Origin of the sequence: Paenibacillus sp. O199 (genome assembly GCF_001636635.1) — a bacterium.
GTDB lineage: Bacteria > Bacillota > Bacilli > Paenibacillales > Paenibacillaceae > Paenibacillus > Paenibacillus marchantiae.
Genome location: NZ_LGRP01000001.1, coordinates 182,814 through 196,062, shown reverse-complemented (window position 1 = coordinate 196,062; position 13,249 = coordinate 182,814). Strand labels below are relative to the sequence as shown.

Sequence of the window (13,249 nt, the reverse complement as noted above, 5' to 3'; positions counted from 1 at the left end):
TTGACGTTTCACATAGGATGGGTTAACGGCTGTTTTTATGATTAATCGTTGGGTTTCGAGGCTGCTCTGGCGGCATACGGAAAGATCGGTTCTTTCAATTCAAACTCATAGGTTAATCCATTTACAATACCGACGACGCTTTCGCTGTCATATAATTCAAGCAAGAATCCAGCCATTTGTTCTGCTGTATGAAATTGGGGAACACGGCCCTCATATTTGAACTGGTCCAGATCAAAAGCACGTTCCGCAAATTCCGTTTCCGTTGCAGCGGGCGCGAGCACTTTCGCTTGCATTGCAGCATGCTTGCCTTTTAATTCATGTGCGAGCCCTTCCGTAAAGGCACTTACATAGAACTTTGTTGCACAGTAGGTTACTGCATCCGGCACGATCGTATATCCACCTCCAGAGGAGATGTTAATGATCTGAGTGCCCTCAACCTCTGCATAATCACGCACATACAGGGAAGAAAGAATGGTTAATGCTTCTATATTCAGATGAAGCATTTGTTCGATTTTAGGTAGATGTTGTTCACCAACCGAAGCAAAATTTCCGAACCCTGCGTTGTTAATCCATGTCTCGATAGAGTAATGATGGAGACTTTCATAGAATGCATGGACATTGGCAGCGATGGACAGATCCACCGTGCGAATGACAATGTCCAGATCAGGATCAATTTCACTTACTTTTGATTTTAACTTCTCCAATTCGTCGGTTCTGCGTGCAGCCAGGATCAAATGTTTGCCGCGAGCCGCAAAAGCCAAAGCTGCTTCATAGCCAATGCCCGAACTGGCACCGGTAATCACTGTATACTTCATGGATATTCCTCCTGGATTTTCGGTTCATTATTTATTGTGATATGAGTACGAGTTGATTATACTGATTAGAGCTTACTCTAAGTCAAGCGGAATATAGAAGGGAGGATCACCATGCACACGATCGGTGAAGTGGCTGAACTACTCGGTATCAGTACCCACACATTGCGTTATTATGAGAAGGAGCAAATTATCGTACCGCTCCGTGATGCTAGTGGAGACAGACGCTACAACGAATCGCACCTGAAATGGCTGCAATTTGTAATCAAACTAAAAGAGACTCAAATGCCGATCGCTATCATCAAAAAGTACGCATCGTTATTTCAGGAAGGTGAGCATACGGCTGCAGAGCGTTTGAAATTGCTGGAAGAGCACAAAGAGGCGATTCAACAGCAGATGCACACACTTCACTCAGCAGATCAGATGCTGGAGAATAAAATTACGGCATATCGAGCATTAATCGGGAAATAATGTAATCTGATCGAAGAAACGAGCAGAGAGAATTCAGTGGTTACATATATGACGATCTATTGCCAAAATAGTGAATTTTGTTATAGACTATTTTTTATGGTTGTTCATCAAGGGGGAAAAGGAATGAATCAAAGGAACGTGCAAAAATCGAACAAACTGAAAATCATCTCCAAAGTTTTATTGATTATGATTGGGGCTTTTATCACCTCATATGGCCTGGAAGCTGTATTAATTCCAAATAATGTATCAGACGGTGGTGTGACAGGTCTTAGTATCGTTGGCTCACAACTGTTTGGTTTACCGTTAGGGATGCTGATTGGTATCATCAACATTCCATTTGTATGGTTAGGCTACAAACAAATAGGTAAGAGCTTTGCTATTTATTCCATTATCGGTATTGCCTCGCTAGCTGTGGGTACAAGCCTTATGCACCATGTACCCACGATTATTCAAGGGGATACATTGTTAATTACCGTTGTGGGCGGGATTATCATCGGTTTTGGTATGGGTTTGGCGTTGCGTAATGGTGGGGCATTGGATGGAATCGATATGTTGGCTGTCCTGCTTTCACGAAAATTACCTTTTGGAACCAGTGATCTAATCTTATTCTTGAACATGTTTGTCTTTATTGTCGTGTCAACTGTATTTGGTCTTCAAGGGGCGATCCTGTCCGCACTTGCTTATTACATCGCTTCCAAAGTGATACATATTGTTGAAGAAGGTTTGAGCGGCTCCAAAACCTTTAAAATTATCACCAATCAACCGGAGATCATGGTCGAAACCATTCGTGACCGGTTAGGTCGTGGAGCAACTTATACCGATGCTTACGGCGGGTATACCAATGAACAATTTAAAGAAATTACCTGTGTAATCAACCGTATGGAGGAAAGCAAAATCAAGGATATCATTCACGAAATTGATCCCAATGCTTTTATTGTAGTTTACGATGTAGCCGAAGTTAAGGGCGGAAATTTCAAAAAGAAAGATATTCACTAATCACTAAAATGAGTATGAGTTACTGTCGCATAGAAAAGCATATAACATACAAAAAGTCGCTAATATAGCGGCTTTTTTTTGTTTTAAGGTAGAAGTTATTGTGTCAAGTTCGATCCAATAACTTCAATAATTTCTACCCTTTGAAATTTATCATTCTTTGCAAATCCTCAACTGTATTTCAGTCAGAAATTGCTCGGTAATGATCGTATCACGATTATCAATTTCATAAATCTCAAAAGGATCACCCATTACACGGAGCCCTTTTTCGTTGGCATGTGCAACGACCTCAAGCATTTTTTTATAACTTTGACGGTAGTTACCCCGATAAAAAAGGGATAGATACTCACCAGCTGGCAGGTTGTAATCGTAATCGATCTTTCCGGCTTCGTCAGGATTAAAGATAAAGAAGACGGAGTTAAAAACATCCCTCACACCATGCTTTAGTTCCTCAAGGGACACGGATGCACCATATAATTGGTTTCCAAAGTCCGGAATGTGACTTTTATGTTTTTGATGCAGCTTCTTAATGGCATAATCCATCTCCTCATCCCTAGTTATGCGTGTATTGAGTTGCAGACACGGCCGGTCGGGATACGTTTTGATAGAGAAAACTCCTGTCTGAATTTTGCTTGCGTCAGTCAATACCTTGATTCTGCCCTGAATAATACGCTGCGTAGTTTTAAGCTTTGCAATTTGTTCCTTAATCAGTTCCTGTTCAGTCAATAACAATTCAAGCGTATTTTCGACACTTTGCTGATCCAAATAAGCTTTGATCTGTTGCATGGTAAAATCCAACTGGCGCAGGTCCCGGATGATATTCAGTTTATACATATCTTGAAGGCTATACAGACGATACCCGTTTCCGTCTCGCCGAGGCACCAGCAACCCTAATTTTTCGTAATAACGCAGCGCGTCAACACCTATTCCGTAAAGCTTCGAAATTTCATTGATTTTATAATCGTTTTTCATCGGTTTTCTTCCTCGTTTACACTTAATTATTAGATGCGTGCGCGTATGCTGAAGGCGCGCCATACACTTCCTTATACAGCATTTTTTTCACCATTTCAAATTGTGTTGGGTTCAACTTTGCTGGATAACTCATGATCTGTAATGAGAGGGTTTCCTGCCCGACAGCACGAAGAGGCGGCTGAACATAAGAATGATCTCCCAAGCAGAATCCCAGACGCTCGTAAAATCCGATCCTTCTCCGCTTCATCTCATCTTCTGGCAATTCAACTTCCAATATAACCGGCTTGGCGGTCTGCTTCATGTAACGTTCCATTAACCGCTTGCCTATGCCGCCTCCACGAATGTTCGGGGAAACAGCCAAATGCTCTATATATTTGAACGACTCGAACTCCCAGCCTGCGAGAAAGCCAGTCACTTCATTCTGTTCATTTTCCTCTGTAAGAAGGCGGTAGCATGAATGGGAAAGCAACTTCTTCTGTTCTGAATATTCCCGATATTCAGCTTCGGGAAACGACTGCTTCATAATTTCAAACACTTGGTCAAACCGTTTTTGTAACATCAACTTAATCCACTCCTGATTTGTAAAGCCATATTTGTTATAAACCAACAATAAACCCTGGTACGATACCAGAGTCAAGCAATATGGCGGAAAAGGTAGGGCAGACCGAAGTGAAGAGGAGAATTGTGAGTGGATAAGGGGGGCGATTCACAATATCTAAAAGTTTACTTATCGCAACTTTTTTTGGCCGAGGTCAAACTCTTTCGTTGTACAGACATTGTTTTACTTGGTTCAAAACGTTTCTCTAGACCCACACAACACCGTGATGATACCATCGTAAAGTGCTAGAAAACAGTTGGAATCAGGGGGATTACTTTTCGTGGAGCAAATAAAGTACGACAACTTAAAATTGGGTGAAAAGGGAGCAATCATCAGTATTATTGCTTATATTTGTTTGACTGCAATTAAAATGATGATCGGTTATATGTCTAATTCTGAGGCTTTGAAAGCCGATGGGTTAAACAATGCTACCGATATTATAGCTTCGATCGCGGTTCTTATCGGTCTGAGACTTGCTCAGCGTCCAGCTGATAAAGATCATACATACGGACACTGGAAAGCAGAGACCGTTGCCTCACTGGTTGCTTCTTTTATAATGATGGCAGTAGGGATTCAAGTGTTATACGAAGCTATTACATCCGTATTCCAGGGGAAAAGCGAATCTCCAGACATCATCGCAGCATGGACAGGCATTTTCTGTGCCGCTGTGATGTATCTGGTTTACAGATATAACAAAAGACTTGCTTTGAAGATCAAGAGCCAGGCGGTTATGGCAGCTGCAAAAGACAATATCTCGGATGCCTGGGTTAGTATAGGGACAGTAATAGGGATTATTGGTTCCCAATTCGGCCTGCCATGGCTCGACCCATTAACAGCTGTAGCAGTGGGCTTTCTAATATGTAAAACCGCTTGGGACATTTTTCGTGAAGCAACACACCATCTTACAGATGGATTTGATGAAGAGCTCATCAAGGAATACAGGAGTACAATTGCCAATGTAGATGGCGTTGAGGCGGTTAAAGACTTAAGAGCCCGGAATTACGGTAATAATGCCGTTGTCGATGTGGTAATTCTTGTACGATCGGATTTGGATCTTCAGAAAGCTCATGATATTTCAACAAATGTAGAAGACGAATTGTTAAGAGAACATGATGTGTACACTGTTCATGTTCACGTTGAACCAGACGAAGCCCCTAGCGAAGTGGGTCAAGTATAAAACATAAGCGGCATATAAAAGAACTTGCCGGTAAACATGGACATAGTCTCTTCTTGACGTATGACAGGACAGGTAGCCCTCGGGCTACCTGTTTTTTTAGTTGGAAGGGTCCCCAAACATGTCCTTTTGATATCTTTTGCGGAAACTTCTCGGAGATTCACCTACCGTTTTGGTAAATAAAATTGTAAAGTAGTTTGGGTTCTCGTACCCGACCAACTTGGAGATTTCCCATACTTTTTTCTTGGTCGAAACCAACAATCGGGTCGCTTCTCCCATTCTTCGCTGAATGAGGTAATGATAGGGGGAGGTACCGTAGCAATTTTTATACATATGGATCAAGTAGTAGAAGTCGATATGGAATTGGTCCGCCAAGTCCTTCAGCTTAATATTTTGACGATAGTTCGTATCCAAATAGTCTTTGATGCTTTCAGCGAGGGTATTATTCCGAACGATCTCACTTGCTGTGCGCTGATGGTGAGACATGCGATCGATAATGAGCAGAACGGCATTCAGCAGATGATGGGAAATAGAGTCATATCCTTCTTCCCGGATTGAAAATTCATTGAACATGGTCTGCATTAACGAACGGATCTCTTCCGAATAACGATTGGCACGAACAACTGGCTCGCTACCGGGAGGAATAATCCAATCGTTGTTGGCACGGGTACCCTCTTTGAAACGAAAGCCGCAATAAAAGGTGGATAAAGGGAATTCCGGGTCGGATTTTTCCTCGTGAAGTGTTCCTTTGTTATATACAAGAAGATCTCCTTTTCTGGCTGAGTGCTTTGTCCCATCAATCGTGAACGAACCCTGACCCTCATTAACGTAAATAATCTCATGTAAATCGTCATGTTTGTGGGTCGGAAAACTCCAATGCGGATTGTCTGCCAACTTCCCTACATAAATAATAATGCAATCTTGATCTTCATGTAGTCGGTGGGGCTCATGGCGTGTATTCATTAATGTCTTCCCTTCAAGATTCTGTGGTGAAATGACAACATACATAATGTTTTGGATGAAGATCACAACAACCTTGATTGTCGCCTAGCATGTCTAACAGTACAATTTCACTATTCAATAATATGTACTATATATCGAATTGAAGGGATGTGAAAGCAAAATTTGTTAAGAATGGAATCTATTTAAGAAAATGAAACGCTTGCAACATTAGAGAGAATTGTGAGGGCTTATTTTTGACTAGAAAAAGAGAAAATTTACTTATTTTAACACTTACCTTAGTTAGCTTTGTATTGGGAACAACCGAATATGTGATTGTAGGCGTATTGAAGGAAATCGAAACCTATCTGAAAGTATCGCTGGCTGCCGCAGGTGCGCTCGTATCGGGCTTCGCCATTGCCTATGCGATCGGAACACCGTTTGCTGTTGCTTTCTTGGCCAAAATTCCTCGAAGAAACTCCATTTTAATTGGGTTTGCAGTCGTGCTTGCCTTAAACGTACTTACCATGTTCTCAACGACGTTCTATTCCTTGATGGTTATTCGGATCGTTTCAGCTGTTGCATGCGGACTTACGATATCGCTTTCGATCTCGATTGCAAGCGACGCAGTTAACCGGGAACGAAGAGGGGAAGCGATCGCCTGGATACTGGGCGGATTTTCCATCGCCAATGTGCTTGGCGTCCCGCTCGGAACCTTCATTGGACAGCATCTGAACTGGTCCATGACGTTTGTTGTTACGGCATGCATCGGGGTCGTGCCATTCATATTCATGTTCCGGATTCTTCCGCGACAAACAACGACCATTGCCGGTTCATTCAGTGATCAGATGGCGCTATTTATGAAGCCGCGTATATTGCTGGCCTGCTTGATTCCGGTTCTTGGAAACAGTTGTATTTTTGTAATCTTTACGTATATCACTCCGTTACTGGGACAGTCCATGGGTATACCTACACGTTGGATTAGCGCTGTACTCCTCATATACGGTGCCTGCAGCATACTAAGCAATTGGATTGGTGCCAAAATAGCCAAAGGAGATTTCTTGCCCAAGCTCAAGTGGCTTTTCGTCATTCAAGCTGCAATCTTTTTGGGACTCAGCTTCACTGTGTCTCATCTATGGCTGGGCTTGGCGTTCCTGTTCCTGATCGGTTGCCTGTCATCATCCATGAGCGCAGCGTCCCAGCTCTATCTGTTCGACGTCTCCGGAGCGATCGCGCCGAATTCCAGACCGTTCGCGTCCACGCTGCTGCCCGTGGCGGCAAACGTGGGGATAGCCATCGGTTCCGGAGTTGGCGGACTTGCTGTCAGTTTAGGGGGTGTGAAGTGGGTACCACCAGTAGCTGTGATCCTAGCTCTGATGGCTTTTGGGATCACAGCGATCTGCCAGCGATCCATTCAATTGAAACCGGAAGCAGCCACCGCTCCTATAGTAGACTACTCGATTCCAAGTACTAATTAGTAAATCCTGAAGGCTGCTTCTTCGCTCCATAAGTGTGAATTTTCATTGAGGTAGCAAATTGAAACGACATAATCATACATGTTCGAGCACGGAAAGCCGCTAATTTTAGCGGCTTTTTTGTTTTTTTGGATACATTTCTTGCCCAAAAATTACAGTAGAAATGAGATGAACAGCACCCTTTTCCCATCGATCATTTTATTGTTCAAAAACAGAAGTGAAAAGAAAGTATTCAAAAAACGGTTGACGAAGGGAGATATCCTGTATAGAATGAAGCCGTGATTTAGTAAATTAGTAATTTAGTAAATTACTAAATGAAAAGTTGATGGATAGGAGGGGGAAAATGAAAGAAGCCGTTGCTTTATGATGGAATGAATAGGGAACGGCTGCGCACGTTAGCAAAAATCTTAAAGGATATGGGGTATTAAAATGTTTGCCAATCCATATGTTCGAACAATTATCCTTTCCCGAGTTCTATTGCAGCTCGGAATCTGGATCCGGAATTATGCCGTTCTTCTTTATGTTTCAGAATTGACGCATAATAATCCCGTTGATATTTCACTGATTTCCGTAGCGGAATTCTCACCGATCTTTATATTTGGCCTGATTGGCGGTACCTTTGCCGACCGATGGCGGCCGAAAAAAACAATGGTATGGAGCGATTTATTCTCAGGTTTGTCCGTTGGTGTTGTATTGCTTGCGGTCATGAATGGTGGCTGGATTGCACTTCTGATTGGATCATTCGTTTCTGCCAGCTTGTCACAGTTTTCTCAGCCTTCGGCGATGAAACTGTACAAACGGCATGTACCAGCCGAACAATTGCAGGGTGTCATGGCCATGTCGCAAACGCTTGTTGCTGTTTTTATGGTTTTGGGGCCGGTCATCGGCACGTTTATTTTCATTAAGTTTGGCATTAGCGTATCCCTCATCCTGACAGCAGTTATGTTTCTGGGCTCTTCGCTCGTATTATTATCGCTTCCCCGAGATGTAGAGGAGGAGAAATCAGGTAATAGTGGCGGCTTCCTTAAAGAGCTCACGGATGGCCTGCGTTATATCGGGGCGAATAAATCCTTAAGAACACTTGGATTAACCTTCTCGGCAGTTGGTTTGGCATCAGGACTAACTCAACCGCTTCAGCTCTTTCTTGTCATTGAAAATTTGGGTCAGGACAAAGAGTTCTTACAATGGCTGGTGATGGCGAATGGGGCGGCCATGTTGGTCGGAGGTGCTGTGATCATGGCGATCGCTAAAAAAGTAAAGCCACAGTTATTGCTTTTAGTCGGCTTACTTGTTAGTGCGATCTGTACGGTTGGAATGGGCGCATCAACACAAATTTGGTTAACCATTATTCTGCTCGTCATCAGCGGTTTGTTCTTCCCGTGTATTCAGGGGGGAATTCAGACGCTTCTTGTGCGGAATACGGAAGGGGCATTTATTGGCCGGGTATCTGGAGCGATCATGCCGATTTTTATGGGAATGATGGTGATTGGCATGCTTACTTCAGGATATCTCAAGGATACGTTTTCCCTGCTAAGTGTATTTATAGCGAGTGGTGTTTTTGTGATTATTGGTGCGCTACTATTGCTCCCTATTGTCATTGAAAGGAGAAGTAAAGCCGAGGAAACTCCATCATCATGACGGAAAGGGAATCGAAACGATAAGGAGAGAGAGATATGGATATGAATAAGCGCAGGGAGCTACTGGAGGAATACAAGCAGATCAAGACATACATGGGTGTAGCCCAAATTAAAAACAAAGAAAACGGTAAAATCTATATCGACAGCTATCCCAACTTGAAAAACAAATGGTTTACGCTGCAGATGCAACTGGATCAAGGAAGATTTGCAAATGCCGAGTTACAAAAAGAGTGGAGAGAATTCGGAGAAGACGCATTCACTTATGAGGTACTGGAACAGAAGGACATCGATAAGGTGACGGATATACGTTGGGAACAAAAACAAATCCTGAAGCCGTGGCTTCAGAAGTTACAACCTTACGGAGACAAGGGCTATAATAGACCTCCACAGAATTAAAATAATGTAACAGGAAACGAATTTGACTAACAGTGAAAATCAAGATAAGATGAAACCGTCGTTTAGTAAATTAGTAAAAAGGTAAACGGAATGAGGGAATGTAATTGAAAATACCTACAACGTTAAAACATAAACCTGTTATCGTCTCGGATAATTATGAAAAGGTTGATGGCCGAATGGCCGGAAACACGGACGCAAAAGGTCTTTCCCTGGGATTGGCCCAGTGGAACGATAGAGGAAAGGTTGATATTTCAGCGAAAGTATGGAGATACACTGGAGAAAAGTGGTCCAGACAATCTGAGGAACTGCCTCTCCATCGCGTGCTGGATTTGTCCATTCTGATCTGTCGGTCTTTGGAACATTTTCGCGAGGCCTATAGATATGAGAATTTATATGACCCAGAGCAGCCTGTCATCGATCGTGTTGGCCTGCAAGGGGATGCAATGTCCGTGGAGATCTGTACGGACAATGAGAGAATAAATGAAGATATTAAGCTGTTCAGCCAAGCTCTGAGTGATGACGATGAAATGATTGGCGAGCGTTTGCGCACATTATCCAAAATATTAAAGGATATGGGTTATTAACAGGAAAACGTCATTGCTGAAGTGGATTGAGCAAAAAGAGCCTAAACGTCTATAGACGTTTAGGCTCTTTTTTTGTGAGTTAAATATAACGTAATTAGTTAGCAATGAAATTTCCCATTCTCTTGCTTTGATGAATCTCTTCCGTTCCAGCATCGAGAGCAGTCCTGTAATATGCACGTTTATGTTCAATAACTTCCATGGTCTTTCTAAGTTCTTCCATTTGCGCTTCTACACTGGCCTTGCGTTCGGTGAACATGTCATATCGCTCCTGCAAGGTGGAGTCCCCCTCGGAACACCATGCAATAAAATCTTTGATATCCTTGATCGGCATCCCGGTAGCTTTCAGACATTGAATGATCTTTAAAAAATCGATGTCTGATTCTTTGAAGTTTCGTGCTCCGCCAGGGGTACGCTCTACAAAGGGCATGAGTCCTTCCTTGTCATAGTAGCGCAATGTATATACGGTTAGATTCAATTCTTTAGCAACCTCGCTAATTGAATACGTCATTTATTTTCCCCTTTTCGTACTAATATAGACTTCGAGCTAACTCTAGGATTATCTTTTGGGATTCTACCACGCAGGCTGCAGGATGTCAAAATTTCAAAAGACATTTGACCTAGAGTTAACTAGAGGGATTAAGATAGTTTTGCAAGAGAAAAGGAAGAATGACAATCTTAGGAGGTTTTATGATGATAACTGCTAAAGCACGAGCTGTTGACGGTCCGCACCAATCATTCCGGGCGGCTGAGATTAAACGACGCGATTTGGATTTGCACGATGTCCTGATCGAGATTAAATATGCCGGCATTTGCCATTCTGACATCCATACTGCTCACGGCGAATGGGGCCCCGTAAACTATCCGCTCGTACCTGGACATGAGATCGCAGGAATTGTTACAGATGTGGGAGCCGAAGTTTCAAAGTACAAAGTTGGTGACCGAGTAGGAGTTGGATGCATGGTTGACTCCTGTGGCGAATGTGAGAACTGCCGCCAAGGAGAAGAGCAGTATTGTCTCAAAGGAAATGTTCCCACCTACGCGGGTGTTGATAAGTACGGCGAACCTACACAAGGTGGATACTCCACTCACATCGTCGTAACTGAGGAGTTCATCGTTCGTATTCCGGATAACATCGAGCTGGATGTCGCTGCACCTCTTCTATGTGCAGGTATTACAACATACTCGCCGCTGAATCATTGGGGAGCGGGACCAGGTAAAAAAGTAGCGGTTGTAGGTCTGGGCGGTCTGGGTCATATGGCTGTCAAAATTGCACATGCCATGGGGGCAGAAGTAACTGTTCTGTCACAATCATTGAAGAAAAAAGAGGATGGTTTGCAATTCGGGGCAGATCATTACTATGCCACAAGTGAACCAGATACGTTCAAAAAACTCGCCGGGTCTTTTGATCTGATTATTAACACGGTAAGTGCAAATATCGACATCAATGCATACTTCTCACTGCTCACTCTGGATGGCACGTTGGTTAATGTGGGTGCTCCTGGGGAGCCGTTGGCAGTAAATGTGATGTCCCTCATCGGTCACCGTCGTTCATTTGCAGGTTCAATGATCGGTGGCATCCGTGAGACTCAGGAAATGCTTGATTTCTGTGCAGAACATAGTATTGTTCCTATGATCGAAGTCATTTCAGCTGACCAAATTGACGAAGCATACAAACGTGTATTAGCTTCTGATGTGAAGTACAGATTCGTAATTGACACTAGCACAATTTAAATTGTTTTAAAGTTGTCGGTAAAGACATTTACCATTTGATCTATACCTAGAAATTAGAAAATCCAATCGCTCATAACATTGCGATTGGATTTTCTTCGTTTATGATGAAGGAGACTGAGTGAAAGGATTAGAAAGAGGAGCTGTCGTATTAGTCTGAAACGACGAATCCATCAAAGTTCTCAGGACCTACACGGATCGTACCCAGCAAGTTGGAGCTTACGAATGCAGTGTATGTCAATTGAGGGGTAATTGGCGGATTGAAATCATCCGCAGAGAACGTAATGATTTGAGGAGCCAAAAGACTCAAATCAAATGTTGAAGTTGCTGAGTAAATTACAGGGTCAGTCGACAAGGTACCTCTTACAATGGTGATCGTTATTCCGACAAGAGCTAATGGTAATTGTACAGAAACCGTTCCTTTAAATTGAACTCTAGGGTTAGTACCTGCACCTGCTGTTTGAAGACCAATTTGTCCAAACAATTGCGGCGCGTTGATTACCAGAATCGGAATAGCAATCGAGTTAGCCAAACTTGCGTTTTGCGATGTTCTTGCATCAAGAAAAGTTGTCATTGAATCTACCTCCTAATGAGTGGGATAGGATAATATATTCAAAGGTTACTAGTATGCTTGGACTTCTGAATATAATCAAAAAAAAGGCATCTTAACTAACGGGCAGAATCGTTCCAAGTATGGTAATGTAATGAGCATGAAATATGACCATTTGAGGGGGATTGGAATCAATCCATTTTACAGCAAGCGCAAATTCTCGATCAAGTCATCCAATCCAAGTTGACTCATTCTACTACCCAGACCCTTTCACTTTTGGATTGTTCATGTGGTATAGGTACACAAGCAATCGGACTGGCGAAATACGGGTATAACGTAAGTGCGACTGACGTAAGTCCTGATTCCGTAAAAAGAGCTGAGAAAGAAGCCGCATCTCGCGGAGTTAACATAAACTTTGGGGTAGCCGACTTTCGCTCGTTGGATACAGATCTAACGGGAGTTTTTGATATCGTTCTATCCGCAGACAATGCTATTCCACATCTACTTACAGACGGAGATTTACATAAGGCCTTTCAAAATATATATACAAAGCTTAATCGGAATGGCTTGTTCATTGCTACTATAAGAGACTATGATGCATTGGTAAAAGAGAGACCATCAACCACGCAGCCGCGTGTTTTAGATAAGGGGAAGAGGGTTGTTTTTCAGGTATGGGACTGGGCCGACGATGGGAAAACGTATACGACAAACCAATTTATTGTGCAAGAAATGAATGGTGAATGGAAAACAAAACATAATAGCACACCGTACAGAGCATTGTTGCGAGAAGAGATGAACAACGTATTAAGGGCGACTGGTTTTATGGATGTAGAGTGGCATTTCCCTGCGGACACAGGTTATTACCAGCCTATAGTGACAGCTCGAAAATTGTAAGTGTATACTATAAAAAAGGAACGAAG

The 13,249-nt window shown here is 42.8% G+C and carries 15 protein-coding genes; 9 read left to right on the top strand and 6 right to left on the bottom strand.

Going from position 1 to position 13,249, the window contains the following annotated elements:
- Positions 1-41: 41 nt before the first annotated feature.
- On the bottom strand, positions 42-815 hold the full coding sequence (locus A6049_RS00825) for an SDR family NAD(P)-dependent oxidoreductase (RefSeq protein WP_063562777.1): 774 nt from the start codon (positions 813-815) through the stop codon (positions 42-44).
- A 111-nt stretch (positions 816-926) separates the two neighbouring features.
- Between A6049_RS00825 and A6049_RS00820 the strand changes: the two genes are divergently transcribed.
- Both A6049_RS00820 and A6049_RS00815 read left to right on the top strand, forming a co-directional pair.
- Entirely contained in the window at positions 927-1,283 is a 357-nt protein-coding gene (locus A6049_RS00820; RefSeq protein ID WP_063562776.1) for a MerR family transcriptional regulator, read from the top strand.
- Between the two features lie 123 nt (positions 1,284-1,406).
- The gene (locus A6049_RS00815) at positions 1,407-2,279 is read left to right on the top strand and encodes a YitT family protein (protein WP_063562775.1); all 873 of its coding nucleotides are present in this window, start codon (positions 1,407-1,409) and stop codon (positions 2,277-2,279) included.
- Between the two features lie 150 nt (positions 2,280-2,429).
- Here the strand turns inward: A6049_RS00815 and A6049_RS00810 are convergent, their stop codons facing one another.
- Together A6049_RS00810 and A6049_RS00805 are read right to left on the bottom strand one after the other, a co-directional pair.
- Entirely contained in the window at positions 2,430-3,248 is an 819-nt protein-coding gene (locus A6049_RS00810; RefSeq protein ID WP_063562774.1) for a MerR family transcriptional regulator, read from the bottom strand.
- A gap of 22 nt (positions 3,249-3,270) precedes the next feature.
- On the bottom strand, positions 3,271-3,807 hold the full coding sequence (locus A6049_RS00805) for a GNAT family N-acetyltransferase (protein WP_205411986.1): 537 nt from the start codon (positions 3,805-3,807) through the stop codon (positions 3,271-3,273).
- A gap of 319 nt (positions 3,808-4,126) precedes the next feature.
- On the opposite strand from A6049_RS00805, the gene A6049_RS00800 reads away from it, so the two are divergent.
- Complete coding sequence (locus A6049_RS00800; RefSeq protein WP_063562772.1) at positions 4,127-5,023, top strand: cation diffusion facilitator family transporter; 897 nt, start codon at positions 4,127-4,129, stop codon at positions 5,021-5,023.
- 96 nt (positions 5,024-5,119) lie between these two features.
- Here the strand turns inward: A6049_RS00800 and A6049_RS00795 are convergent, their stop codons facing one another.
- On the bottom strand, positions 5,120-5,983 hold the full coding sequence (locus A6049_RS00795) for a helix-turn-helix domain-containing protein (protein ID WP_063562771.1): 864 nt from the start codon (positions 5,981-5,983) through the stop codon (positions 5,120-5,122).
- A 233-nt stretch (positions 5,984-6,216) separates the two neighbouring features.
- On the opposite strand from A6049_RS00795, the gene A6049_RS00790 reads away from it, so the two are divergent.
- The 4 genes from A6049_RS00790 to A6049_RS00775 all read left to right on the top strand — a co-directional run bounded on the left by A6049_RS00790 (position 6,217) and on the right by A6049_RS00775 (position 10,051).
- Positions 6,217-7,437: an MFS transporter gene (locus tag A6049_RS00790; RefSeq protein ID WP_063562770.1), complete on the top strand. Its 1,221-nt coding sequence runs from the start codon at positions 6,217-6,219 to the stop codon at positions 7,435-7,437.
- Between the two features lie 426 nt (positions 7,438-7,863).
- Complete coding sequence (locus tag A6049_RS00785) at positions 7,864-9,072, top strand: MFS transporter (protein ID WP_063562769.1); 1,209 nt, start codon at positions 7,864-7,866, stop codon at positions 9,070-9,072.
- Between the two features lie 35 nt (positions 9,073-9,107).
- Positions 9,108-9,467 (top strand): GIY-YIG nuclease family protein, encoded by a 360-nt coding sequence (locus A6049_RS00780; protein ID WP_063562768.1) that lies wholly within the window; start codon positions 9,108-9,110, stop codon positions 9,465-9,467.
- Between the two features lie 104 nt (positions 9,468-9,571).
- Positions 9,572-10,051: a DUF6530 family protein gene (locus tag A6049_RS00775; protein WP_063562767.1), complete on the top strand. Its 480-nt coding sequence runs from the start codon at positions 9,572-9,574 to the stop codon at positions 10,049-10,051.
- A gap of 94 nt (positions 10,052-10,145) precedes the next feature.
- Here A6049_RS00775 and A6049_RS00770 read toward each other — a convergent pair whose 3' ends face one another.
- Entirely contained in the window at positions 10,146-10,559 is a 414-nt protein-coding gene (locus tag A6049_RS00770; protein ID WP_063562766.1) for a MerR family transcriptional regulator, read from the bottom strand.
- Positions 10,560-10,741: 182 nt separating this feature from the next.
- Here A6049_RS00770 and A6049_RS00765 point away from each other — a divergent pair, with 182 nt between their 5' ends.
- Entirely contained in the window at positions 10,742-11,782 is a 1,041-nt protein-coding gene (locus A6049_RS00765) for an NAD(P)-dependent alcohol dehydrogenase (protein WP_063562765.1), read from the top strand.
- Positions 11,783-11,930: 148 nt separating this feature from the next.
- Here the strand turns inward: A6049_RS00765 and A6049_RS00760 are convergent, their stop codons facing one another.
- Entirely contained in the window at positions 11,931-12,353 is a 423-nt protein-coding gene (locus A6049_RS00760) for a hypothetical protein (RefSeq protein ID WP_063562764.1), read from the bottom strand.
- Positions 12,354-12,572: 219 nt separating this feature from the next.
- Here A6049_RS00760 and A6049_RS00755 point away from each other — a divergent pair, with 219 nt between their 5' ends.
- Positions 12,573-13,223: a class I SAM-dependent methyltransferase gene (locus tag A6049_RS00755; protein ID WP_256863550.1), complete on the top strand. Its 651-nt coding sequence runs from the start codon at positions 12,573-12,575 to the stop codon at positions 13,221-13,223.
- Positions 13,224-13,249: the final 26 nt, after the last annotated feature.